At 72.5% G+C, this 22,649-nt stretch carries 21 protein-coding genes; 7 read left to right on the top strand and 14 right to left on the bottom strand.

What is annotated here, in order from left to right:
• Together CXR44_RS13255 and CXR44_RS13250 are read right to left on the bottom strand one after the other, a co-directional pair.
• The gene (locus tag CXR44_RS13255) at nucleotides 1–1,260 is read right to left on the bottom strand and encodes a hypothetical protein (protein ID WP_144069944.1); all 1,260 of its coding nucleotides are present in this window, start codon (nucleotides 1,258–1,260) and stop codon (nucleotides 1–3) included.
• Nucleotides 1,257–2,351, bottom strand: coding sequence for a PqqD family peptide modification chaperone (locus CXR44_RS13250; protein ID WP_101786107.1), 1,095 nt, complete (start codon nucleotides 2,349–2,351; stop codon nucleotides 1,257–1,259). The genes CXR44_RS13255 and CXR44_RS13250 overlap by 4 nt, the downstream gene beginning before the upstream one ends.
• A 376-nt stretch (nucleotides 2,352–2,727) precedes the next feature.
• On the opposite strand from CXR44_RS13250, the gene CXR44_RS13245 reads away from it, so the two are divergent.
• A complete protein-coding gene (locus CXR44_RS13245) occupies nucleotides 2,728–3,069 on the top strand; it encodes a hypothetical protein (RefSeq protein ID WP_144069943.1) in 342 nt (113 codons plus the stop codon).
• Between the two features lie 6 nt (nucleotides 3,070–3,075).
• Here the strand turns inward: CXR44_RS13245 and CXR44_RS13240 are convergent, their stop codons facing one another.
• Nucleotides 3,076–3,849 carry a hypothetical protein gene (locus CXR44_RS13240; protein WP_101786103.1) on the bottom strand — a complete coding sequence of 258 codons (774 nt, stop codon included), beginning with the start codon at nucleotides 3,847–3,849 and terminating at the stop codon, nucleotides 3,076–3,078.
• A 138-nt stretch (nucleotides 3,850–3,987) separates the two neighbouring features.
• On the opposite strand from CXR44_RS13240, the gene CXR44_RS13235 reads away from it, so the two are divergent.
• Complete coding sequence (locus tag CXR44_RS13235; protein WP_101786101.1) at nucleotides 3,988–7,155, top strand: AfsR/SARP family transcriptional regulator; 3,168 nt, start codon at nucleotides 3,988–3,990, stop codon at nucleotides 7,153–7,155.
• Nucleotides 7,156–7,225: 70 nt separating this feature from the next.
• Here CXR44_RS13235 and CXR44_RS13230 read toward each other — a convergent pair whose 3' ends face one another.
• Nucleotides 7,226–7,834, bottom strand: coding sequence for a TetR-like C-terminal domain-containing protein (locus CXR44_RS13230; RefSeq protein WP_101786099.1), 609 nt, complete (start codon nucleotides 7,832–7,834; stop codon nucleotides 7,226–7,228).
• Nucleotides 7,835–7,917: 83 nt separating this feature from the next.
• On the opposite strand from CXR44_RS13230, the gene CXR44_RS13225 reads away from it, so the two are divergent.
• Nucleotides 7,918–9,090 (top strand): DUF418 domain-containing protein, encoded by a 1,173-nt coding sequence (locus tag CXR44_RS13225; RefSeq protein WP_101786097.1) that lies wholly within the window; start codon nucleotides 7,918–7,920, stop codon nucleotides 9,088–9,090.
• A gap of 27 nt (nucleotides 9,091–9,117) precedes the next feature.
• Here the strand turns inward: CXR44_RS13225 and CXR44_RS13220 are convergent, their stop codons facing one another.
• Both CXR44_RS13220 and CXR44_RS13215 read right to left on the bottom strand, forming a co-directional pair.
• The gene (locus CXR44_RS13220) at nucleotides 9,118–9,714 is read right to left on the bottom strand and encodes a pyridoxamine 5'-phosphate oxidase family protein (protein WP_245899125.1); all 597 of its coding nucleotides are present in this window, start codon (nucleotides 9,712–9,714) and stop codon (nucleotides 9,118–9,120) included.
• A gap of 286 nt (nucleotides 9,715–10,000) precedes the next feature.
• Entirely contained in the window at nucleotides 10,001–10,843 is an 843-nt protein-coding gene (locus CXR44_RS13215; protein ID WP_101786095.1) for an SDR family NAD(P)-dependent oxidoreductase, read from the bottom strand.
• A 238-nt stretch (nucleotides 10,844–11,081) separates the two neighbouring features.
• Here CXR44_RS13215 and CXR44_RS13210 point away from each other — a divergent pair, with 238 nt between their 5' ends.
• The gene (locus CXR44_RS13210; protein WP_101786093.1) at nucleotides 11,082–12,023 is read left to right on the top strand and encodes an RNA polymerase sigma-70 factor; all 942 of its coding nucleotides are present in this window, start codon (nucleotides 11,082–11,084) and stop codon (nucleotides 12,021–12,023) included.
• Between the two features lie 63 nt (nucleotides 12,024–12,086).
• On the opposite strand, the gene CXR44_RS13205 is transcribed toward CXR44_RS13210, so the two are convergent.
• Nucleotides 12,087–12,515: a hypothetical protein gene (locus CXR44_RS13205; protein WP_101786091.1), complete on the bottom strand. Its 429-nt coding sequence runs from the start codon at nucleotides 12,513–12,515 to the stop codon at nucleotides 12,087–12,089.
• Between the two features lie 200 nt (nucleotides 12,516–12,715).
• Between CXR44_RS13205 and CXR44_RS13200 the strand changes: the two genes are divergently transcribed.
• Nucleotides 12,716–13,261 carry a DoxX family membrane protein gene (locus CXR44_RS13200; RefSeq protein WP_101786089.1) on the top strand — a complete coding sequence of 182 codons (546 nt, stop codon included), beginning with the start codon at nucleotides 12,716–12,718 and terminating at the stop codon, nucleotides 13,259–13,261.
• A gap of 128 nt (nucleotides 13,262–13,389) precedes the next feature.
• On the opposite strand, the gene CXR44_RS13195 is transcribed toward CXR44_RS13200, so the two are convergent.
• Together CXR44_RS13195 and CXR44_RS13190 are read right to left on the bottom strand one after the other, a co-directional pair.
• Nucleotides 13,390–16,233, bottom strand: coding sequence for an outer membrane protein assembly factor BamB family protein (locus CXR44_RS13195; protein WP_144069942.1), 2,844 nt, complete (start codon nucleotides 16,231–16,233; stop codon nucleotides 13,390–13,392).
• Nucleotides 16,234–16,235: 2 nt separating this feature from the next.
• Nucleotides 16,236–17,096, bottom strand: coding sequence for a hypothetical protein (locus CXR44_RS13190; protein ID WP_101786085.1), 861 nt, complete (start codon nucleotides 17,094–17,096; stop codon nucleotides 16,236–16,238).
• 343 nt (nucleotides 17,097–17,439) lie between these two features.
• On the opposite strand from CXR44_RS13190, the gene CXR44_RS13185 reads away from it, so the two are divergent.
• A complete protein-coding gene (locus CXR44_RS13185) occupies nucleotides 17,440–18,096 on the top strand; it encodes an ArsR/SmtB family transcription factor (protein ID WP_101786604.1) in 657 nt (218 codons plus the stop codon).
• Nucleotides 18,093–18,443, top strand: a complete 351-nt coding sequence (locus CXR44_RS13180; RefSeq protein ID WP_101786083.1) for a sulfurtransferase TusA family protein — start codon at nucleotides 18,093–18,095, stop codon at nucleotides 18,441–18,443. Before CXR44_RS13185 ends, CXR44_RS13180 begins: the two co-directional genes overlap by 4 nt.
• Before the next feature lie 83 nt (nucleotides 18,444–18,526).
• Here the strand turns inward: CXR44_RS13180 and CXR44_RS13175 are convergent, their stop codons facing one another.
• From CXR44_RS13175 to CXR44_RS13155, 5 genes are all read right to left on the bottom strand, one after another.
• Nucleotides 18,527–20,020, bottom strand: a complete 1,494-nt coding sequence (locus CXR44_RS13175; protein ID WP_245899124.1) for a bifunctional aminoglycoside phosphotransferase/ATP-binding protein — start codon at nucleotides 20,018–20,020, stop codon at nucleotides 18,527–18,529.
• Nucleotides 20,021–20,140: 120 nt separating this feature from the next.
• Complete coding sequence (locus tag CXR44_RS13170) at nucleotides 20,141–20,434, bottom strand: hypothetical protein (protein WP_101786079.1); 294 nt, start codon at nucleotides 20,432–20,434, stop codon at nucleotides 20,141–20,143.
• A gap of 62 nt (nucleotides 20,435–20,496) precedes the next feature.
• Nucleotides 20,497–20,700, bottom strand: a complete 204-nt coding sequence (locus tag CXR44_RS13165; protein ID WP_101786077.1) for a DUF1918 domain-containing protein — start codon at nucleotides 20,698–20,700, stop codon at nucleotides 20,497–20,499.
• Nucleotides 20,701–21,002: 302 nt separating this feature from the next.
• Nucleotides 21,003–21,866 (bottom strand): universal stress protein, encoded by an 864-nt coding sequence (locus CXR44_RS13160; protein ID WP_101786075.1) that lies wholly within the window; start codon nucleotides 21,864–21,866, stop codon nucleotides 21,003–21,005.
• Nucleotides 21,867–21,989: 123 nt separating this feature from the next.
• Nucleotides 21,990–22,403: an Hsp20/alpha crystallin family protein gene (locus CXR44_RS13155; protein ID WP_101786603.1), complete on the bottom strand. Its 414-nt coding sequence runs from the start codon at nucleotides 22,401–22,403 to the stop codon at nucleotides 21,990–21,992.
• Nucleotides 22,404–22,649 lie beyond the last annotated feature (246 nt).

Here is a 22,649-nt window from a genome sequence, read left to right as displayed (position 1 = left end):
TCATGGGGTTCCGGCGGAGCGGCGGCGCCTGAACCAGTGCCGGTGCGTCCGGACGAAGGTCACCACGAACAGCACCTGGATGGCGCCCTCGATGAGGATGAGCAGCCCGGAGTCCAGTGCCGGCAGCACCGAGCCGCCGTTCAGGCCGTCGGCGACGGCGCCGACCGCGCGGATCAGTGCCACGATCGCGATCGGGGCGGCGAACAGCGCGAACATCGCGAGTGAGATCGTGGCTCCGACGATGAGGAAGAAGGAGTAGACGCGGGTGGCCCGCCGTTCGTGCGGCGCGAGCTCCCCGGTCGGGTCCTCGACGGGGCAGGGTCGGCGGCGCAGCCTCGCGACGGCTCTCGCCCGCAGGTAGCGAGCGAAGGCGAGCCCGTCGTCGAAGAGGTTGCGGGTACGCAGCAGATCGCGCAGGACGTAGTACAGGTCCGTGCGCATGTAGACCTGAAGCTGGAACGGGATGGTCATGAGCACCGCCACGACAAGTGCCTGGAACAGCGCCTTCGTCAGCGACGGCAGAGCCGCGTGGGCGACCAGCAGGGTGAGCGCCGCCATGAGGAAGAAGTCCCATGCCATCCCCGCCAGGTAGACGCGGTATCGCGACCGTCTGGGCACGCCCCACACCGCGGTGACGTCGGTCTGCACGACGAGGTTGTGCAGACGGGTGCCGAAGCCGATCCGCCCGGGCACGCCCAGCGACCGGGCCGCCATCAGGTGCATCATCTCGTGCGTGCTGAGCGTCAGCGACACCATCACGGTGTTGACCAGCACCGTCAGCCCGACGTACTCGCCCCAGAAGAAGTCCTCGTAGTGCGGCAGCAGGTCGGGCCTGGTCGCCAGCGTGATCAGGGCCGCCGCCACGACCAGCAGCCAGCCGAGCTTCATCGGCCGGCTGAAGATCCAGCTCACGTGCCGGGCCGTCAGCCGCCGGAAGTGGCCACGCGGGGCGTCCGCCGCGGGGTCGGGCAGCCGCTGCCCGTCCATCGAGTCGACGAAGCCCAGCTCCGTCAGGGCCTCCACGAGCTCGGCGACGTCGATCTCCACGTCCTGCTCGGCCGCCAGCCGCCGCTCGACGGCGCCGACCGGAAGCCCCTCACGCAGAAGCTCGATCGCCTGGCCGTACACGGCGGGCAGTTCGACGAACTCGCCGATCTCCGCCCTGCCCACCACCACGACATCGGGGTCGTCGTCGTCCGGGCGGGAGATCAACCGGTGGAGGCCGACACGGCTCTCCGCGGAGACCGCCACGGCCGTCATGACGGCGTGGTCCCGCACGCCGGACAGTCGTCGTAGTGCGGGATGTCGACGTAGTAGGAGTGCTCCCACAGCGCGTAGTTCCAGTGGAAGACGCGGCCGCGTGCCTGCGGGGACAGCCCACCGAGGTGGTACAGCACCTCCAGGGCGCACAGGTGCCCGCTGATGTTGGCGCTGGCCGCGATCACGGCGTTGGGCCGTTCCTCGGTGAGCGAGCGGCCGTGGGCCTTGAACTCGTGCTGGTCCTCCTGGCGCCGTAGGCACACCCAGCACCCGGTCCGGTGCGGGACGAGGGACCCGACGACGGCCATCGGCCCGGTGTAGAAGCTGACGAACCACGGTGTGCCCGTGCGCAGCGCCGCTTCGTTGGTCCAGAACATGATGTCGGGGTGGGGCTCGTCGGCGCACAGGACGAACACGTCGCAGTCGTCCATCAGCCGGGCGATGTCGTCGGCTCCGCTGGCTTTGAGCGTGCTCGCGCTGATCTCGACCAGGCTGTTCATCTGGCGCAGCCGCGCGACGGCAGTGTCGACCTTGGGACGGCCGATGTCCGCCTCGGTGTAGAGCAGCTGGCGGGTGAGGTTGGCTTCCTCGATGGTGTCGAAGTCGGCCAGGTGCAGGGCTCCGATGCCGCTGGAGACCAGCCCCGCCGCCACCGCCGAGCCCGTGCCGCCGATGCCGAGCAGGCAGACCCTGGCGCCCTTGATCCGGGACTGGATCTCGTACGGCGAGCTGCGCGGGACCGGGTCGATCCAGGCGAAGAAGTTTCGGGCCGGCTCGTAGCGCGTGGCCTCGCGTTCGGTGAGACCGGCCGGCAGCGGCGCTCCGGCGTCCTCGACGAAACCGTTGTCGATCAGCCCCTGGATGACCTCCCGCACGTCCTGCTCGTCGACGTCGGGATGGGTCTCGGCGAAGGCGGCGCAGACCTCGTCGACTGTACGGGTGCCGTCCATGAGGACGATCAGGCGGGCTATCGATCCGTCCTCGTCATCCTGGATCTCGGAGGAGATGCCCTGCTGCATGAGACCGATCATGATGCGGTCGCCGGGCAGGGTCATCGGCTGGTGAACGCGCTTGATGCGGGGAACGCGCACGAGAACCTTCCAGGTCGCAAGACATAGGAGGCCGGTCAGGTTGACCCTGACCGGCCGGCGTTTCTATCGGGGAAGATCAGCCACCCTCGCGAAGCGCGGTGGTCTCCACCTTCTCAAGCCGCTTGATCTCGAGCTTGACCTTCTTGGTGGCCTTCTTGTCGTCGGTTCCGTGATCGAGCCGGTCCATGCTGCCTCCCACAAGGGTCGGGGCCGTTGATCGGTGATCTTATAGGCGGGTTGACGCGGGTGAAAGCCCACATTTGACGCCATGGTGTGGGCGTATAGCACGGGTGTCGGGATCGCAGCCGGCAGGAGGGCGAGGTGGCGCAACGCCGGCTGATCGACTTCGGGGGTCGAGGCGGTGATGATGTCACCCATGAGGCCAGGAGACTTCGACGACCTTGGAAGCACGGTGACCCATTCGAGCCTCGCGCGATCGGGGACCGAGCTCTCCGACGTGGCTCGCACGGTGGTGGGGGAGGCCGCCCTGCTTCAGGTGGATCTCGCCGCCCTCGGCGACCGGTGGGGCGGCGGTGAGGTGGGCGCCACGATCGGCCGGCTCGACGGAGTCGTGCTGCGGCTGCTGCTCGACCGGTGCACCGACCTGGCCGAGCTGTTGCAGGCCGACTCCGGCAAGGTCATGGCCAGGTCGGCCATCCATCGCGAAGCCGAGCGTGAGACGGTGACGGTCGTGGAGCGGGGCGCGCTGGACGTCTGACCGTTCTCATGTGTCGTCCGGGCGCCACGTGGGCCGCTTCGCCTTCTGCCAGGCCTCGACCTGCCTGGCGGTCTCCGAGGCCTCGTCCGCCGCCGCCTTGGCGCGCCCCGCCGCTCCCGGGTCGGGCGAGAAGTGCCGGGCGATCTCTTCGGCGCGGGACTGCGGCTGCGCCGGGGCGCCGGGTGCGGTCGGCGGGGTCGGCGTGCCCTTCGCGGGGGTGGCCGTACCGGGTGGCTGGACGGCGCGGGCCGCCCGCCGTCTCGCCAGGAGGGCGGCCGCCCGTTCGAACAGCCATCGGCAGATCCCGCTCAGCAGCCTCAACGTCGTGCGCAGGAGGAAGCCGATGAGCGCTCTGGTGCCCTGGACGGCGGCCTGGGAGATGGCGGCTCCCGCCAGTCCGAAGAAGCCCGCGGCCCTCAGCTTCATGATCAGGGCAACGGCGGCTGCGACGAGCGCCACCTTGAGCGCCGCCCAGAGGAAGCTCGCCGAGACGTGGCCGCCGGCGGTGGCCAGCGCGGCCCTGACGATGTCGCGGGTCTGTGCCCGGGCGCCCTCGTCACCCTCCACGCTGGCCTGCATGGCGGCCATGCTGGGGCCGGAGTTGCCGGCCCCGGCTCGTCCGACCGCTCCGTCCGCTCGTTCGCTCTCCCACCGCAGGGTGTCGGCGAAGGTGACCAGCCGCCGGCCGGACGCCAGCAGCTGCTCGGAGTCGAGGTCGGGCACGGACAGGCCCGTCAAGGCCAGGGCCAGCTGGACCTGGCCCGGTAACTGAAGTCCCACGAGACACTCCAAGATCCACGTAGACGTGATCCTACCGACGCTCCCGGTATCCGGGCGGACGGACTCCAGACGGCCTGGTGGGTGGGACGAACAGGTTGACGGGCTCCGTTAACGCCACAGTCCGGCACAATTGCTGATGTGCGAGTCGAACTGCTCGGACCGTTCGAGGTCCGGAACCGTGATGGCGCCGTGGTCGAGGTTCCTGGGGTTCGGCTCCGCGCACTGCTGGCCGCGCTCGCCCTCGAACCTGGCCGGATCGTCTCGCGTACGAGGCTGGTGGACTGGATCTGGGGGCGGCAGCCGCCCGCCGACGAGGTGAACGCCCTGCAGGCGTTGGTGTCCAGGCTGCGCAGGGTGTTGCCGGACGGTGTGATCGAGGCGGACTCCGGCGGCTACCGGCTGGCCGTGGCCCCTGACGCCGTGGACGTGTGCCGGTTCGAGCAGCTGGTCGGTCAGGCCCGTGCCGCCGAGCCCGCGGCGCGGGCGGATCTGCTGCGCTCGGCCCTGGCACTGTGGCGGGGCACGGCCATGGCGGACATCGCGCTGCGCGACAGCGACGCGTTCGACGCCGTGGTCGCGCGGCTGGACGAACTCCACGTCGCCGCCCTCGGGGATCGGGTGGACGCGGACATCCGTCTCGGCCGTGGCTCCGAGATGGTCTCCGAGCTGACCGAGCTGGTCGCCGCGCATCCGCTGCGGGAGGGGTTCGTGGCGGCCCTGATGCGCGCGCTCGCCGAGGCGGGACGCGGGCCCGAGGCGTTGACCCTGTACCAGCGGACGCGCGAGCGGCTCGCCGAGGAGCTGGGGGCCGATCCGTCGGCCGAGCTGTCCGCGCTGCACACCGCGTTGCTGCGCGGCGAGCTGGGCGAGCGGGCGGAGAACCACAGGACGAACCTGCGCGCCGAGCTGACGAGTTTCGTCGGCAAGGACGATGACGTCTCCGTGGTCGCCGCTCTGGCCCTCAAACACCGGCTGGTCACCCTGACGGGGCCGGGCGGCTCCGGCAAGACGAGGCTGGCCACGGAGACCGGGCGGACGATGCTCGCCGAGCTGCCGGACGGGGCCTGGCTCGTCGAGCTGGCCTCGGTACGGGCGGACGGTGAGCTGGCGCAGGCCGCCCTCACCGCGATCGGCCTGCGTGACCAGGGCCTGCTCGGGGGTCCGCGGGCCGGTGAGCCGATGGACCGGCTCATCGCCGCGCTCAGGGAGCGCGCGATCCTGCTGATCCTGGACAACTGCGAGCACCTGATCGAGGCGGCCGCGGCTTTCGCCGATCGGCTCCTGGGGGAGTGCCGGAGGCTGCGGATCCTGGCGACGAGCAGGGAACCGCTCGGCATCACCGGGGAGGTGCTGTGGCAGGTGGAGCCGCTCGCGCTGCCCGCGGAGGGAGCGGACCCCTCCGAGGTCGGGTCCTCGCCCGCGGTGCGGCTGTTGCGGGACCGCGCGGTCCTGGTGCGCAAGGACATCGGCTCCGACGCGCGTACGTTGTCGGAGATGGCGCGGATCTGCCGGGCGCTCGACGGGATGCCGCTGGCGATCGAGCTGGCCGCGGCACGGCTGCGGACCATGTCCGTCGACCAGCTGGCACGTCGGCTCGACGACCGGTTCCGGCTGCTGACCAGCGGCAGCCGTACGGCGCTCTCCCGGCACAAGACGCTGCGCGCGGTCGTGGACTGGAGCTGGGATCTGCTGACCGAGGCCGAACGCGGCGTGCTGCGGCGGCTGTCGGTGTTCTCCGGCGGGGCGAGCCTGGAAGCGGCCGAACGGGTGTGCGGGGGCGAGACGTTCGCCGGGGAGCAGGTGCTCGACCTGCTGACCGCGTTGATCGAGAAGTCGCTGCTGCTCGCCGAGGGCGGGGGCACGCCGCGCTACCGGATGCTCGGCACCATCAGGGAGTACGCGGCGCACCGGCTCGCCGAGGCCGGGGAGACGGAGGCCGCGCGCCGGGCGCACCTCGCCCACTTCACCGAGCTGGCCGAGACGGCCGATCCGCACCTGCGCCGGGCCGAGCAGCTGGAATGGCTGGCCGCGCTGGAGGCCGAGCACGACAACATCGGCGCGGCCCTGCGCTGGGCGATCGACGAGGGACTGGCGCAGGAGGCGATGCGGCTGGTCGGGGCCGTGGGCTGGTACTGGTTCCTCAGCGGGCACCGGGCCGAGGGCACCGAGTTGAGCATCGCGGCGGCCGCGCTGCCCGGTGAGGTGTCCGACGAGGTGCGGGCGATCGCGTACACGGTCGTGACCGTGTTCGTCACGTCCGGGGTCGGCCGCGACCAGTACCAGGCGCGGGAGTGGATCCAGGAGGCGAACCGGCTGGCCCGGCGGACCAGGTCCCGCCACCCCATGGTCGGGTTCGTCGCGCCGCTGGAGCGGATGCTGCGGGAGCCGACGGAGTTCCTGCCCGCGTTCGAGCCGCTCATCGCCGACGACGACCCCTGGGTCCGCGCGCAGGCCAGGCTCGCCCGTGGCCGGCTGCGGCTCACGCTCGGCGGCGACGAGACCGACGTGGACATCGACGCCGAGACCGCCCTCGGCGAGTTCCGCCTGCTGGGTGACCGGTGGGGGATCTCGTTGGCGCTGACCTTCCTGGCCGATCGGCTCGCCATGCGCGGCGAGTTCGCCCGCGCGTGTGAGCACTACGAGGAGGCGGCCGCGGCGCTGACGGAGGTGGGCGACGACGAGGACGTGGTCGGCCTGCGGGCGCGGCTGGCCCAGCTGTACTGGCTGCTCGGCGATGAGCGGTCCAGCACGTCGGCCATGGCGGAGGCGCAGCGGTCCGCGGGCGGGATCACCTGGCCGGACGCGCTCGCCGACCTGGCGCTTTCCAGGGCGCAGCTGGCGCGGTGGAGCGGCGAACCGGACCAGGCGCACGAGCGGCTGGCCGCGGTGCGGGCGATGCTGGGCAACGAGGAGCCCAGCGACCTGACCCGCGCCAAGGCCATGGACCTGCACGGCTACCTCACCGAGGACCTCGGGGAGGCCCGCTCGCACCGGAGGGAGGCGTTCCGCGCGGCTGTGAGGACGACGTATCCGCCGCTGATCGCCCAGGTGCTGATCGGGGTCGCGGATCTCGCGCTGCGGCAGGGAGAGTACGAGCAGGCCGTGCGACTGCTCGCGGCGAGCGACGGCGTGCGCGGCACGCCGGATCGCTCGCAGCCGGACGCCTCCAGGATCGCCGAGGAGACACGGGCCCACCTCGACGAAGCGGTGTTCGCCGAGGCGACCCGTGACGGCCGCCGGCGGGATTGGCGTGAGCTGGCGGAGACCACCCTCGCCTGGGAACCGGCGGAGACCACCCTCGCCTAGGAACCGGCGGAGACCGCCTCTCGCCCCGGCAGACGTCTCCGCCGGACGGCCGAGCGCTGTTCGGCCGGGCTCATGCTCCTGACGCTCGGGGCCCGAGCCCGATCGCGGGCAGGATCGCCTGGTCGACGATCGCCACGAGGTCCTCGTCGGTGGGCGGGGCCCCGGTGTCGATCAGGCGCTTGGTGACGAGCGCCTCGCCGATGTCGGCGACGACCGGGGTGAGCAGTTCGGCCGGGAAGCCGCCCCGCTCGGCGTAGTGTTCCAGCACGGTCCTGGTGAACGTGCCGCCCCGATGGGCGAAGACCTTCTCGAAGAGCGCGTCGGACATGAGCGCGGCGCTCTTGGGATCGGTGAGGATGGCCGCGACCGCCCGGCCGGCGGGGCTGAAGGCCCACTCCACCATGAGCCGCAGGGCGCGGACGAGGTCGCCGCGCAGGTCGCCGGCGCCGGGGGTCGGCTCCTCGACCGGGTGCTGGTGGTAGAGCGCGTCGAGGAGCACCTCGACGGGGCCGGACCAGCGCCGGTACAGGGTGGTGCGCGGGGTCGCCGCGCGCCGGGCGACGCCGTCCATGGTGAGCCGCCCCACCCCGACCTCCAGCACCTCTTCCAGCACGGCGTCGTGGATGGCCTTGATCAGCTCCTGGCCGCGCCGGCGCGTCCTGGAGTCGTCGTCGCCCATCGCCACCCCCTTGTTTAGCTACATGCCCGTATCCTATCGTGTGTCTTAGCTACAGTCGTGTATCTAATTTCGAGGGGACAGCCATGTCCATCGCCCCACCGGCTCCCGTTCAGGGGGCCACTCCCATCACCCGGCGCGCCCTGGCGCCCGATCTCGCGCGCGGTCTGATGCTGCTGCTCATCGCATTGGCGCACGCGCACATGTACCTGTCCGGCCATGAGACGGGCTTCCGCGGCTACGCCCTCGACGGCGGCGCCCTCGACCGGCTGGTCGCCGGGGCGCAGATCCTCCTGGTGGACGGGCGCGCGCTGCCCATGTTCGCCGCCCTGTTCGGCTACGGCCTGGTGCAACTGGCCAACCGGCAGTTCGCCGCGGGCGCGAGCTGGCCCCAGGCGCGCAAGGTGCTGCGCCGGCGGAGCCTGTGGCTGCTGGCCTTCGGCTTCTGCCACGCGCTGCTGCTGTTCTTCGGCGACATCCTCGGCGCGTACGGGCTGGTCGGGCTGGTGCTCGCCGGCTTCATCCGGCGGGAGGACCGGGCCGTGTTGTCGGCCGCCGTCGCCGGGCTGGTGCTGCACGTCGTGGTGCTGTTCGGCTTCGGCCTGCTCACCATCTCCGCGCCCAAGGGTGACACGCCCGCCGCCATGGCCGACCCCGTCGAGGCGACCGTGATGCGGCTCATCGGATGGTCCGGGATGACGCCCACCTACTTCGCCGCCAGTGTGGTGCCGGCTTTCCTGTTCGGGATCTGGGCGGCCCGGCGCCGCCTGCTGGAGGACTCCGCCTCTCATCGGGACCTGCTCGGCCGGGTCGCCGTCGTGGGCGCCGGTCTGGCCGTCGTCGGCGGGGCGCCGCTGATGCTGATCGACACCGGGGTCTGGGTCCCGGCCGACCTCGTGGCCGTGTCGGCGTACGCGCTGCACAGCGTGACCGGGATCGCCGGCGGGCTCGCGTACGCGGCGATCGTCGCGCTCGTCGCCGGACGGAGCCGGCGCAGCCGTCCCGGCCCGGTCGTCAAGGCCCTCGCCGCCTGCGGCCAGTGGTCGCTGACCTGCTATCTCCTCCAGTCGGTGATCTTCGTGGCGGTGTTCGCGCCGTACGCCGGAGGGCTGGGCACCCGGGTCGGGGACGCCGCGGCGTCCGGCATCGCCGTACTGACCTGGCTGGCCACCGTGGTCCTCGCCGCGCTGTCGGCGCCGCGCGGGCGAAGGGGGCCGGCCGAGGCCGTGCTGCGGCGGCTCACCTACGGGCGCCGGTGACCGTGGGGGCCCGGACCGCGGTGGCGCTCAGGAGAGGGCTCCGCGCAACCGGGCGTTCTCCCGCTCGAGTTCGGCCACCCGTTCCCGCAGGTGGCCCAGAGCGTGTTCGACGGCGTCGCGGGGGAACAGCTGGGGGATGTGCCGGGGGCAGTTCCAGTCGAACCCCTCGACCTCGATGACGACGGCGCGCTCCACCTTGGCGGGGTAGCCCGCGGCCGCCAGCGACTGATCGTCCTCCACGACCCGGGCGCGGCCGAACAGCTTGAGCCGCGCCTGGTGGGCGTAGTCCATGAGGAACAGCGAGACGCGATCGTCGTGGTCGAGATTGCCGCGGGTGATGTACTGCCGGTTGCCGCGGAAGTCGGCGAAGCCGAGCGTGCGGTCGTCCAGCACCCTGAGGAAGCCGGGTGGGCCGCCGCGGTGCTGGATGTACGGCCAGCCGGTCTCGCTGACGCTGGCCAGGTAGAAGCTGTCGCGCTCGGCGATGAAGGCGCGCTCGTCGGGCCCCAGCCGATCGGTCTCGGCGGGTCCGTCGAGCATGCGGCGGTAGGCGCGGTCGCTGCCGTGCGCCTTCTGGTGGGCGAGGACGCCGTCGGTGAAGGCGAGCTGGGCGTACCTGCTCATGATCGTGGTCCGGAGGCGGCTAGGCTCCCCGCGCCGATCGGAGCGTCGGCGGCGCTCCGGGCGGTGCGCTCGGAGGTGGGGAGGGTGCGCGGTGGTCGGGACATGGCGATGCTCCTTGCGCGGGTGAGGCGCCGGAACGGACCTCGGCGAGGGCCGGCGCACTTCTAATGCTACCTAAGTTAGTGAACCGTTAGAAGTGCGCGTGGATTCCCCGGCCCCGCGGCAGACCTCGTCCCCGCCACCCGCCGCCCGTCCGGGCGGGCGGCGGGCGGCGGGGTGACCGGTGTCAGCGATCGAGCCGGCCGTGAGCCTCCGCCGCAAGGTCCTGCCAGTCGGCCCAGGTCTTCAGCCGGTCGGCGTAGGCCTGCTCGATCATCGGGTAGAAGCCCTGCCCGAACAGCACGCGCAGGGGCGGGTTGTCGGAGTCGGCGAGCTTGAGGAGCGCCTGCGCCGCGGCGACCGGGTCGCCGGCGGGCTGCTTGCCCGAGACCTCGGCGAGGTGCCGGCGCAGGGCGTCGTAGGCGGGGTTGAGCTCGGCCATGTGGCCGTTGGCGAGCGGGTCGGGGTTCCTGCCGGACCTGGTGGCGAAGCCGCCGGGCTCGATGATGGTCACCTTGACGCCGAAGCCGGCGACCTCGCGGGCGAGGGCCTCGTTCAGGCCCTCCAGCGCCCACTTGGAGGCGTGGTAGGCGCCGCCGAGCGGCATCGCGATGAGCCCGGCGGCCGAGGACAGCTGGATGATGTGCCCCGCGCCCTGCTCGCGCAGCTGGGGCAGCGCGGCCTGGATCACCCACACCGCGCCGAACAGGTTGGTCTCCATCTGGTCGCGCAGCTCCTGCTCGGTCAGCTCCTCGATCGCGCCGATCTGGGCGTAGCCGGCGTTGTTCACGACGACGTCGAGCCGGCCGAAGTGCTCCCTGGCCCGCTCGACGCTCTCGAAGGCGGCGGCCCTGTCGGTCACGTCTAGCGTGAGCGGGAGCACCGCCTCGCCGTGGGCGGCGACCAGCTCGTCGAGGCTGTCGGCGTTCCGGGCGGTCGCGGCCACCTTGTCGCCGCGGGACAGGGCGGCCTCGACGAAGTTGCGGCCGAGACCGCGGGAGGAGCCGGTGACGAACCAGACCTTGCTCATGACGTTCTTCCGTTCTTTCTGCGGTGGCGGTGGCGCGGCGTCGGCCACGCAGCGGGGCGATCACCCGTGCCGCGCCGGCCGTCGCGCCGTGTCCTGACGAACATGAGGCGCCGGCGGCCCGATCGCTGTGACCGCGCGGGCGTGTGACGTGCGCCACTGGTCACGGGTGTCACACCCCGTCGCGGGCCGGCGTCTCCTGTATGGAGCACAGTGGAGCGTGGACAGGCGGGAGCCGGCGATGAACGAGCACAGCGAGCCGAGGACGGGCACGGCCGAGCCGCTCGCCGGCGACGGCCGGCCGGATGCCGTCACCGAGGTGTTCGTCGCCCACCGCAACCTGCTCTTCACCGTGGCCTACGAGATGCTCGGCTCGGCGGCCGACGCCGAGGACGTGCTGCAGGAGACGTGGCTGCGCTGGATGAAGGTCGACATGGGGCAGGTGCGCGACCAGCGGGCCTACCTGGTCCGGATCGCGACCCGGCGCTCACTCGACCGGCTGCGCGCCATGAGTCGCCGCAAGGAGGACTACGTCGGCTCCTGGCTGCCCGAGCCGCTGCTCACCACGCCGGACGTGGCCGAGGACGTGGAGCTCGCCGAGAGCGTGTCGATGGCGCTCATGATCGTCCTTGAGACGCTCTCGCCGACCGAGCGCGCCGTCTTCGTGCTGCGTGAGGCGTTCGGCTTCAGTCACGACGAGATCGCGGCGGCCGTCGGCAAGAGCCCTGTGGCCGTGCGCCAGATCGCGCGCCGCGCCCGGCAGCACGTCGATGCCCGCCGCCCTCGCGCGGAGGTCGCCCCGGCCCAGGCCCGGGCGGTGCTGGAGTCGTTCCAGCGCGCGTTCGAGACCAGGGACCTGCAGAGTCTCCTCGACGTGCTCGCCCCGCAGGTCGTCCTGATCAGCGACGGCGGCGGCGTCAAGCGGGCCGCACCCCGGCCGATCAGCGGCGCCGACAAGGTGGCCCGCTTCATCGTCGGCGGCCTCGGCAAGGCCCGGGTCGCGCTCACCAGCGACCACACGACGGTGAACGGCAACCCGGCACTCGTCGTCCGCGTGGACGGGGAGCTCGACGGCGTCATAGCCATCCGGGTCGAGCAGGCCGGCATCACCGGTCTCTACTACGTCCGCAACCCGCACAAGCTGACCCGTGTCGGGACCGAGACCCCGCTCACGCTGACGTAGTCCTTCACCGCCGTCGAGCCGTGACCACGGCCGCGCAGCGCCGTGAGCCGGGAGGACCGCCGACTACACCGCCCGCCGCACCAGAGCCGTGAGGTGGACGGCCACCGCGATGGCCGTGACGACGGCGGCCACGATCACCACCGTGCGCACGACGAGCGCCCAGTCGACGGAAGGATCGTCGAACGCGAACGGGAAGACCCGCAGGGTCTGGACCAGCATGCCGAGGCCGATCGCCGTGGTCACCAGGTCACCGGCCGATCGCACCCATGGCGGGTCGTAGGCGATGTAGATCATGTTGGCGAGCAGGCCGGCGATCAGCGAGAGGTTGAAGATCCACAGCACCCGCGGGGCGTCCTGGGTGAGGAACGGCACGGCCTGCCAGCCCGGATGGACGTTGACGGCATACAGCAGGGCCGAGTCGACGACCGCGGCGACGGTGTAGCCGGTACGCCGGGCGGCGAGCGGCCGGCGCGCCGGTGCGAGGGTGTTCACCTGACCTCCAGCGACCTTCGGGAGGATCTGTGGTCGAGATCCACGCTACGGCCTCCCCCGGCGGCGGGGAGGGGCCGAAGGTCCGCCCGGCGCGGGCCGGAAGGTCCCATGACGAGAGGTCATCCGGCTCTGCTTCCGGCCGGGCGAATGAGATGTCATTGAAGTGTCAAGGACAGCTCACCCCCCGCAAAGGAAGCATCATGGCCGCCACCTCCGCCAGGTCCCCCCTGCACGCCGCCGCCCCCGTCCCCGCCTCTGTCCCCGCCGCCGGTCGCCGACCCGTGGACTACGTCTGGGCCGCCGCCCGGATCTCGCTCGGCTGGGTCTTCCTGTGGGCGTTCCTCGACAAGACCTTCGGCTGGGGATTCGCCACCCCCGCGGCGAAGGCCTGGATCAACGGTGGCAGCCCCACCACCGGCTTCCTCAAGGGCACGGGCGAGAACGCGCTCGGCGGCTTCTTCAGCTCACTGGCCGGTCAGGTCTGGGTGGACTGGATGTTCATGGCCGGCCTGCTCGGTGTCGGCCTCGCGCTGACGCTCGGCGTCGGCACCCGGATCGCCGCGGTCGCGGGCACCGCCATGCTGACCCTGATGTGGGCGGCCGAGCTGCCCCTGACCACGAACCCGTTCATGGACGACCACATCGTCTACTCGATCGTGCTCGTCGGCCTGGCCCTGGGCAACGCCGGCGCCACCCTCGGCCTCGGCAACCTGCCCATCGTGCGGCGCACCCCCTGGCTCCGGTGACCGACACCCAGGTTATGCCCGGCCCCGTGAAGGGGCCGGGCATCACGCATTCCCGGGCCCCGCACGGCCGCCGGGCACTGCTGAGCGATCGTCGCGTCCCCCTCGGGCAATGGTGATCGTCCGCAGCTTCAGGATGTCGTCCCGGCGGCGGGGATCGCCGACACCTCGCCGGTCGTGCTCCCGACGTACACCATGCCGCCCGCCCACACCGGGGTCGTCCTGACCTCGCCGCTGGTCCGGAAGGTCCACCGGGTCCTGCCGGTGGCGGCGTCGAGCGCGTGCACCCGGCCCTCGACGTTCCCCACGTACACGACGCCGCGTGCCACCGCCGGGCGGGACATGACGCCCTCGCCGGCCGGGAAGCTCCACCGCCGCCCGCCCGAGGCGGCGTCCAGCGCGTACAGCGTGCCGTTGACGTGGTGCAGGTAGACGGTGCCGCGGGCCACGACGAGGCCGCCGTGCACGCCGTCGCCGCCGCCCGGCGCGAACGTCCACGACGTCCGGCCGGTGGCGGCGTCCAGCCGGTGCAGGGTCCCGTCGCCGCCGCCGACGTACACCGCCCCGCCGCGCACCACCGGGCCGGCGGTGATCCGGGCTCCGGCGCGGAAGCTCCACCGTGGCTCGCCGGTGGCGCGGTCCAGCGCGTGGACGTGGCCGGTCCTGGTCGGGACGTACACGGTCGCGCCGCTGGTCACCACCGGGAGGAAGTCGGTTCCGCCGGCCGCCCGGAAGCGCCAGCGCCGCCTGCCCGAGGCGGCGTCCAGCGCGTGCAGCGTGCCGTCGGCGCTGCCGACATGGACGGTGCCCCCCGTCACCACCGGCGTGGCGAGGCGGACGTCCCCGGCGAGTGCGGCGCGCCAGCGTGGCCGCCCTGTGGCCGCGTCCAGGGCGACGACCGCGGAGTCGTCGCCGCACGCGTACACCATGCCCGCCGCCAGGGCGACGCCGCTCGACAAGGAGACGCCGTCCGACCCGGCGAGGCGGCGGCTCCACCGCGGCCTGCCGGAGGCGGAGTCGAGGGACACGATCCGGCCGGCGCCGTTGCGGGCGTACACGGCGCCGCCGGACACCACCGGCGCGGTGGGCACGTCGCCGCCCGTCTGGTGGCTCCACCGCGTCGCGCCCGTCGCGGCGTCCAGCGCGTACACCTTGCCGTCGGCGCTGCCGGCGTACACGGTGCCGCCCGCGAGCACGAGGTCCCGGCCGATGCCGCCGTCGGCGGGGAAGCTCCACCGGGCCTGGTGGGGGCGGCGGCCGGGGACCGGGGTCCCCGGCTCGTGGCGGGCCAGCAGGTTGCGCTGGAGCCGCGGGGTGAGCAGCCGGACGGCCTGCCGCGACGTGGATCTCAGCCGGACGAGGACCGGCCCCGCGACGACGAGGGACTCCTCCAGCGACCCCGTCGGCGTGTGGAGCGTCTGCGTCATGGCGTGGGAGGTCTGGTGGGCGGGATCGTAGACGCCGGTCCGCTCCATCCGGGCGACTTCGGTGGCGAACTCCTTCCGCGCGGCGGCAGGGGAGCGGAACACCCACTCCACCGTGAGCGAGACGACGGCCCCGTCGTCGGCCGGCGGTACCCAGTCGCAGGCCAGGGGTTTCGGCGACCTCACTCCCGCCAGGGTCGTTCTGCCGGGGTTGGGGCGGTGTCCGGCGCCGGCGAGGCTCAGGTCGCGGCCGGTCAGGAGGCCGCAGGCGTCCGGCCAGTCGTGCGGCGGGACGCCGCCGAACGGAGCCGACGCGGTGGACGGCCCGTAGGTCGCCCTGTACGCGATGATCCGGCCCGTCTTGTCATAGACGAAGGCGAGGCCCGGGGCCGAGCCGATGAGGAACGAGCGGGAGAGCGGGGTGTCGACGGGCAACCCGCCGAGGCGGCCGGTGGCGGTCTCCAAGGAGAGGAGGAAGGCCGGCAGGGGCCAGTCGTCGGAGATGTTCAGGAACCCGCTGTCCGAGATCCGGGGAGGGCTGCCGAGCAGGAAGGGCTCGCTCCAGCGCTCCGGCGCCGTGACCAGGGCGGGCGGACGTCGCTCGACGGCCTCGCGGGCGGTGGACAGCCGCTGGCCCCGCGGGGAGTAGAACGCCTGCACGTCACCGGCCTCGACGTACACGTGCCCGTCCGCGCTGATGGTGAGCTCAAGGTGCGGCGGGGTGTCCGCCTGGTCCCGCGGGAACGGCGAGACGGAGCGCGGCAGCGAGCGTGTCCAGTGCGGCCGCAGCGTGCGCGGGTCCACCGAGGCGAGCTCGACCCGATCCCCCTCGCAGGAACTGATGAGCATGATCGTCCGAGAGGCGGCGGCGCCGTGCAGGTGGCAGCGCGGCGGGCGGGTCGTCCGCGCCGTCCGCCTGCCGGTACGGAGGTCGAACGTGGCGAGGGCGGCGGGGCTGGCCGGCCGGTCGAGGACCGTGACTCCGCCGTCGGTCACCATGACGCTCGGACCGGTCGCGGGGCCGTCGGGGGAGGAGGCGACGGTGACCGCACGCCGCCACAGCGGGGCGCCCGTGGCGAGATCGTAGCCGGAGACGAGCGGGCCGGCGGCGCCGGGCGCCGCCCTCGACACGACGACCGTCCCGGACGCGACCCCTACGCCGGTGACGACGGCGGAGCCGCCGGGGTCGGCCGGGATGGTGTGGGTCGTCCTCCCGGTGAGCGGGTCGTGGACCGTGACGGTGCCCCGCGACGTCGACACGGCGAGGGCTTCCCCGGACACCCCGTAGCGGAGGTCCCCGGGATGCTCCGGGTCCTCGACGTCGACGGGCATCGACCACAGGGCCTGCCATCCGGCCGGGCCCCAGGGGAGGCGCGGCGCGTCCGCCACCACGGCGGAGCCGGTCACCAGCGCGGCGGCCATCAGGAGCGCGAGCCGGCGCACGGGCAGCAGGGGGGCGGGCCGGCGCACGGGCAGCGCGGGGGCGAGCCGGCGCACGGGCAGCAGGGGGGCGAGCCGGCGCACGGTCAGTGGGAGCGCGGGCCTGCGCACGGTCAGCACCCCGCGGTCTTCGGGAACATGACGCACACCGTGGCGGCGGGCACCGGGGCCCACGCGCCCCCCGGCGCCTCGGTGTAGACGGAGCGGAAGGACGTGGCCTCGCCGGTCAGGCGGAACGGGGACCCGCCAGGCCCGTTGATCACGATCTGCTCGGTCCGGTCCCCCGCCAGCACCGTGGCCAGGAGGTCGAACTCGTAGTACGCCTTCCTGCCCCTGATCTCCAGGCTCAGCGTCACCCGCTCGTCCCGCTTGAGGTCGATCTGCTTCTTCGAGAAGTACCGGACGTCCGGGTCGTCGGAGGTCGTGAAGCGGGGAGCCTGCTGGTCGAGGTCGGCGCCCAGCTCGACCGTCTCGGCCTCTCCGGCGGTTCCCTTCTGCAGGAAGGCGCCGTCGGACCGCGCCTTGCGGACGAGGACGCGTGGCTTGATGTCGACGATGCGCAGGCTGGTGCGGTTGCCCACGAGGACGACCGTGACGTTCATCCGATCGGTCAGGGAGGCGTGGTGACGGTTCAACAGCGCGGCGCGTTCCTCGGCGGTCGCCCTGCCCAGCAGGATGCCGCGTTCCTTCGGGTCGGTCACCGGCTCACGCAGGACGATGTTCCGCTCCTCCTCGTCCACGGCCACATGGCCGATCGTGACGGGGGGAGTGCCGCTGATCCGGTCGATCGCGTCGGTCCCGCGGGAGGTGAACCAGTTGGTGAAGACCACGCCGACGGCCGCGACGAGCACCGCGCTGAGGACGCCCGCGATCCAGGTCCGCGTCGCTTTCCAGCCGCCGCCGTCGGCCGGCTCCTCCGGGGGCGGCTGTCGGGTGCCGCCTTTTCCGGTCTTGCTCTTACGGCCTTTTCCCATAGGCGATATATCCCTCGGGCGGATATGCGAACAGGGCGGGAGCAGGCGACGATAATAACGCCGTGTTCGCTGGTGGGCGCCCTTTTCCGGCTGATGCCCGGCTGTTTGGCAGAGGACACGTGCATCATCACATCGAATCGTTCGGCAGGCGGCGGGCGAAACATCCCGCGACCAGCACCGGCTTGCGGCCGTAGCGGTCGGGCGCGAGGGGCCGACCGCAGGCGCCCGGCCGTCTCCCAGGCCCACGAGGCGGGGCGGGTCGCCGGGCCCCTCGTCCACGATCGTCGTCACCCTGACGGCCCCCTCATGAGCTACATTATTCCAAGGATTTATGGAGGAGTTCATGGGGGACCACGCGGCCAAGGCGGCGCTGTTCGAGGCGTTCGCCTCGGTGGGCAAGGCGCTCGCCAGCGGCAAACGGCTGGAGCTCGTCGACCTCCTCGCGCAGGGGGAGCGCTCCGTGGAGGCGCTCGCGCGGGCCGCCGGGCTCGGCCTGACCACCGCGTCCAACCATCTGCAGGTGCTCAGGCAGGCCGGGCTGGTGGTCACCCGCAGGCAGGGCACCAAGGTCTTCTACCGGCTGGCCGGCACCGACGTGGCCGCGCTGTGGGCGCTGCTGCGGCAGGTCGGCTCGGCGCATTCGGCCGAGGTCGAGCGTGCCCGCGCCGCATACCTGGGGCCCGGCGACACCGAGGCGCTCACCCGCGAGCAGCTGCGGGCCCGCCTCGCCGCCGGCGAGGTGACGCTCATCGACGTGCGCCCCGAGCAGGAGTACGCCGCCGGGCACATCCCCGGCGCCCTGTCCGTCCCGCTGGACGAGCTCGCCGACCGCCTTGCCGAGCTGCCCGCCGACGGCACCGTCGTGGCCTACTGCCGCGGCGCCTCCTGCGTGCTGGCCCACGAGGCGGTCCGGGCGCTGGCCGCCCACGGCCGCCACGCCGCCCGGCTGGCCGACGGCATGCTCGAATGGCGGCTGGCCGACCTTCCGGTCGCGGTATGAAGCCCACCTCCGCCAACGACGGCTCCCGGCCCGGCGGAGCCGACGCCCGCGCCGTCCCGGTCGTGCTGGACGGCGGGGATCGCCGCTGCGTGCAGTTGCTGATCGAGCTGAGCCGCCTGGTGGCGGACCTGCCGCCGGGCAGCGTCGTGCACCTGATCGCCACCGACCCGGCCGCGCCGCTCGACCTGCCCGCATGGTGCCACCTGACCGGCCAGCACTACCTCGGGCCGCTGCCCGGCACCGACCGGCCCACCTACGCCCTCCGCGTGCGCGCCGACGCCGCCCCCACCCACCCTCAGGCACCCTGGCGCCTGACCGGCCCTGACCCGGGCGGATCAGGCGCCTGACCGGCCCCTGATCCGCCCGGGAAACGCGCAGCTCGTCCCAGCAGGTCAGCCGGGTTCCAGTAAGTCAGCCGGGTTCCAGTAGGTCAGCCGGGTTCCATCTGGGAGCGACGGAAGCGACGGGGCGCGGTCGCCCAGCGGGCGTGGATCGCGGCGAGCGCCTGGTCGAGCGCCTGGTCCGGGCCGCCGCTCGTGTCGATCTCGACCGCCTCCGGCCACGGCGCCGTCCTCGCCGCCATCGCGTCGGCGATCGCCTGGTCGGCGTCCGAGACGCCGCCGGTGCGGCGAGCCAGACGTTCCGCGCTCACCTGTGACGGAGCGGCGCAACGCAGTTCCACGACGTCGCTGGACGTACGCCGGGCGACCTCCCTGGCATCCGCCCGAGAGGCGGCGTCCGTCCAGGAGGCGTCGAGCACGACCGGTTCGCCGTGGCGGAGCAGCGTCTCGGCTCGGGCCAGCAGTTCGTGGTACGTGCGCCGGGTCCAGTCCTGGCTGTAGAGGCCTTCGCCGAAGGGCGCGGCGGCGGGCTGTTCGGGGGCGAGGCAGGCGAGTTCCTTGCGGATGCGGTCGCTGTTCAGGACCGGGTAGCCGAGACGGTCGCCGACGGCGGCGGCGACGGTCGACTTGCCCGTCCCCGGCAACCCGCCGACGAGGACGAGGGTGACGGCGCCTGCCTGGAGGTGGCGCAGCGTGAGCCCGGCCAGGTCGCGCGCCTCCCACGCCGAGGCCGGGCTTCCCTGCCAGTGCCGCAAGCAGGCCACCTTGGCCCGGACGAAGGCCCGGTAGGCGACGTAGTGGTGCCACAGCGAGGGCGGCGAGGGGTCGCCGGAGAACTCGGCGTACCGGTGCAGGAACGACTCCGCCGGCCGGGGCGCGCCCAGCCGTTCCAGGTCCATGGCGAGAAAGGCCGCGTCGTCCAGCCCGTCGAGCGAGCGGAGCCGCTCGTCGAACTCCAGGCAGTCCAGGATGCGCGGCCCGTCGTCCAGGCAGAAGATGTCCTCGGCCATCAGGTCCCCGTGCCCCTCCACGACCCGCCCCTCGGCGATCCGGGTGGCGAACAGGCGCTCGCGGCCGTCGAGGAAACGCAGCGTGAGACGTTCGATCGCGCCGACCGTGTCGGCGTCGACGGCCGGGTCGGGCAACGCGCGGACCTGCTCGAAGCCGGCCGTCCAGCGGGCGCGCAGCGCCTCCCGCGCCCCCTGCCTGTCGATCTCCGGGCCGCGGCGGGCGCTGCCGTGCATGGCCGCGAGCATCCGGGCGATCTGCCGTACGCACTCCTCCACCGGCTGTCCCAGGCGCACCATCGTGGCCAGGCGGCGCTCCTCGGGCATGCGCCGCATGACGACGAGATGCTCGCAGGGCCGGCCGTCAGGCCCGAGCACGTCGGCGACACCCTGGTAGACGTCGGGGGCGAGGCGCCGGTTGAGCTCCACCTCGTCGTGGCAGATCCGCCGGCGGGCCTCCCTGGTGGTGAAGTCGAGGAAGCCCAGGTTCACCGGCTTCTTGACCTTGTACACGCGATCGCCGAAAAAGATCACGAGGGAGGAGTGCGTCTCCCTGATCTCTGCCCACGGTCCCATCTGCGTCGCCTCCGCGCCTCGGCCGCCGCCGAGGCCTCGTGTCCCGGATCGGGTCCACGGTCCCGGGGCATGCCTCCCCATGCCAGGGTTTCCCCAGGTCAGCGCCGCCAACCCGGCACGTCACGTGCTCTCGTCCAGCTGGGCCGCCGTCTCACGCAGCCTCTCCATCGCCGCGATGACGGCCGCGTCCGCGTTCTCCAGCCCGGACCGGTCATAGATGTCGATCACGGCCAGGGCCGCGTTCTCCAGATGGTCGGCCTCGGCGTCCGCGTCCACCAGGTCCGCCAGGTGGCGGACGGATTCGTGCAGCGACTCGGGGCCGGCTCGCGGATTCATCCCGGGTGGGTGATGACGCAGCACCTGAGCCAGGCGGGCCGCGGCCGTCCTGAACTCGATCTCGCTCTCCGACGTCACGCCGACCTCCCCTTCCGGAGCTACCCGCGAAACGGGCAGGCCGCCTCCATGTCCCTGGTCGGTCACAGTCGTGGTTCGGTGTCACGGTGCTCGATGTGGGCGTCCGGCCCCGGATAGACGAGGGTCTCGTGCTTCTCCTCGAGCCAGCGGACGACATAGGGCGGCGTGCCGTCGTCGTGGTGCAGGCCGATGATGACGCCGACGCGGCGTGGTTCGCCCTGGTGGGCGCCCTCCACCACGAGCCGGTCCCCTATCGCTGCCTTCATGGTCGCTCCCTTTCTCTCAGCTCCGGTCTCCCGGCCGAGGCTCGCGTGCGCGCACGTCGCGAGGAGTTCTCGTACGGGTCGGAGGTGCAGTGGAAAGAGCCCGGCGGCCGACGAACCCTCCGGGTGCCGGCCTTGACGACACTCAGAGTGATCATGTCGATCCCCCGGTTGGATCCTTTTCCACAGTCTTCGCCCCGGCTTCTCCTCCTCATAGGGAACTTGGTCCCTCCGGTCGCGGGACTTCCGTACTCCCGACCAACTCGCCCCTGGCCGGGCACGCCGGACGGTCGGGCCGCAGGCGGTCAGGGGCGGACCACGACGACGGGCGCCAGGGTGTGATGGAGAAGGGCGTGAGCGGTGCCGCCCAGGCCGAGAAGAGCCTGTGCCGCGCCGTGCGAGGCGCCCACGACGACGAGGTCGGCTTCCGCCGACGCGTCGGCCAGCGCCTTGGCCGGGTGGGCGTGCACCACGTGCTGGACCAGCTCCACGTCGGGGAACTTCGCGCGCCATCCGGCGAGGATCTGCGACAGCAGCAGAGCCTCTTCCTGCCCGACGGTCTCGATGTCGTGGACCGCTGGGTCCACACTCCAGGGTGTCACGGTGGCGGGGTGCGTCCAGGCGTGCACGGCCCGCAGGACGGCACGGCGCAGCGCCGCCTCCTGGAAGGCGAACTCCAGCAGAGCCTCCTGGCCGGGCCGCCCGGTCACGCCCACGACGACCACACCGGTGTCACCGGCCTGCGACTGCCGGACGACGGCCACCGGGCACGGCGCCCTGGCGGCGACCTGGCGGCTCACCGAGCCGAGCAGCAACTCGGCGAACCCGCCGCGACCCCGGTCGCCGACCACGAGGAGTTGAGCCTCCTCGGCGGTCCGCAGGAGCGCTTCCGCCGCCCCGCCGGAGACGATCTCCGTGGTGACCGCCAGCCTCGGCCTGCCGGCTCGCGCGTGGATCACCGCCTGCCTGAGCTGCTCGCGGGCGGTGGCCTCCGCCTCGGTCTCCCAGCCGGCCGGCTCGGGCGCGAGCAGGACGTCAGGCGTCCACCGTGCCGTGGCATGCACCATGCGCAGCGGGGCGTCACGGATCGCGGCCTCCTGCCCGGCCCAGCTCACGGCCCGCAAGGAGGGCGCTGAACCGTCGAACCCGACGACGATCGGCTGTTTCATGGTCACACTCTCCGCATTCTCGTGGCGCCCGCGACCGGCGCTCCCCACGGCGCCCGGATCGCCCCTGCCTGCCTCGCAGCGGTGACGGGGCCCGCTCGCCGTGGAGCGGGCCCCGTCAGGTGATCATTGCTGGGTCTGGATCTGGATCCGCCTGGCCTCCTGCTTCTCCTCCGGCAGCTTCACGCTGATCTCCAGGATCCCCTTGTCGTAGACCGCCTTCACGTCCTGGTCGTCCGCACCCGGCGGCAGCGTGATGGACCGGGTGAAACTTCCGTACCTGAACTCCGTCCGATGATGTTCCTTGACCTCCTCACGCCGCTCGGCGTGGAGGGTCAGGACACCGTTCCGCAGAGTGATCTCCACGTCCTTCTCCGGATCGATGCCCGGCAGCTCGGCCCGTACGACGTAGCGACCTTCCTTGACGTAGTCCTCGAACCTGATCGGCTGCTGGTGGGGGCGGATGACCGGCGGCCAGTCCAGCCAGTCGAACAGCTCCGGGAAGAGACCCCTGTGCTCCCTACGCGCTGGCGTGCCCATGTGCACCTCCGCGGGTTTCCCTTCGGGTGTTTCCCTGCTCTCATCACAGCTCTCGGCTGTGCGACGACGCAGGGGCGGAGGTCCTCCGCGCGCAGGGACTTTGGACCCGTCGTGGCGTGGGCGGCAACCGGGTGTCCGGGGACGGGCCGGGCGAACCACTCCAACAACTGCTTTTGTCGCATCCTGTCAGCCGCTTCCCGGCTGCTCCGCGGGTACCGTAGGCCCTATGTGTCATCACGCCCGTAC

Origin of the sequence: Nonomuraea indica (assembly GCF_002850745.1) — a bacterium.
Taxonomy (GTDB): Bacteria; Actinomycetota; Actinomycetes; order Streptosporangiales; family Streptosporangiaceae; genus Nonomuraea; species Nonomuraea indica.
This window is presented reverse-complemented; position numbering and strand designations above follow the sequence as displayed.

Excerpts from the sequence above, each read along its gene's own strand:
- CXR44_RS13255 (WP_144069944.1), bottom strand. The coding sequence starts at position 1,260 with ATGACGGCCGTGGCGGTCTCCGCGGAGAGCCGTGTCGGCCTCCACCGG.
- CXR44_RS13245 (WP_144069943.1), top strand. The coding sequence starts at position 2,728 with ATGAGGCCAGGAGACTTCGACGACCTTGGAAGCACGGTGACCCATTCG.
- CXR44_RS13230 (WP_101786099.1), bottom strand. The coding sequence starts at position 7,834 with ATGGGCGACGACGACTCCAGGACGCGCCGGCGCGGCCAGGAGCTGATC.
- CXR44_RS13225 (WP_101786097.1), top strand. The coding sequence starts at position 7,918 with ATGTCCATCGCCCCACCGGCTCCCGTTCAGGGGGCCACTCCCATCACC.
- CXR44_RS13220 (WP_245899125.1), bottom strand. The coding sequence starts at position 9,714 with ATGAGCAGGTACGCCCAGCTCGCCTTCACCGACGGCGTCCTCGCCCAC.
- CXR44_RS13215 (WP_101786095.1), bottom strand. The coding sequence starts at position 10,843 with ATGAGCAAGGTCTGGTTCGTCACCGGCTCCTCCCGCGGTCTCGGCCGC.
- CXR44_RS13210 (WP_101786093.1), top strand. The coding sequence starts at position 11,082 with ATGAACGAGCACAGCGAGCCGAGGACGGGCACGGCCGAGCCGCTCGCC.
- CXR44_RS13200 (WP_101786089.1), top strand. The coding sequence starts at position 12,716 with ATGGCCGCCACCTCCGCCAGGTCCCCCCTGCACGCCGCCGCCCCCGTC.
- CXR44_RS13190 (WP_101786085.1), bottom strand. The coding sequence starts at position 17,096 with ATGGGAAAAGGCCGTAAGAGCAAGACCGGAAAAGGCGGCACCCGACAG.
- CXR44_RS13185 (WP_101786604.1), top strand. The coding sequence starts at position 17,440 with ATGGGGGACCACGCGGCCAAGGCGGCGCTGTTCGAGGCGTTCGCCTCG.
- CXR44_RS13180 (WP_101786083.1), top strand. The coding sequence starts at position 18,093 with ATGAAGCCCACCTCCGCCAACGACGGCTCCCGGCCCGGCGGAGCCGAC.
- CXR44_RS13175 (WP_245899124.1), bottom strand. The coding sequence starts at position 20,020 with ATGGGACCGTGGGCAGAGATCAGGGAGACGCACTCCTCCCTCGTGATC.
- CXR44_RS13165 (WP_101786077.1), bottom strand. The coding sequence starts at position 20,700 with ATGAAGGCAGCGATAGGGGACCGGCTCGTGGTGGAGGGCGCCCACCAG.
- CXR44_RS13160 (WP_101786075.1), bottom strand. The coding sequence starts at position 21,866 with ATGAAACAGCCGATCGTCGTCGGGTTCGACGGTTCAGCGCCCTCCTTG.
- CXR44_RS13155 (WP_101786603.1), bottom strand. The coding sequence starts at position 22,403 with ATGGGCACGCCAGCGCGTAGGGAGCACAGGGGTCTCTTCCCGGAGCTG.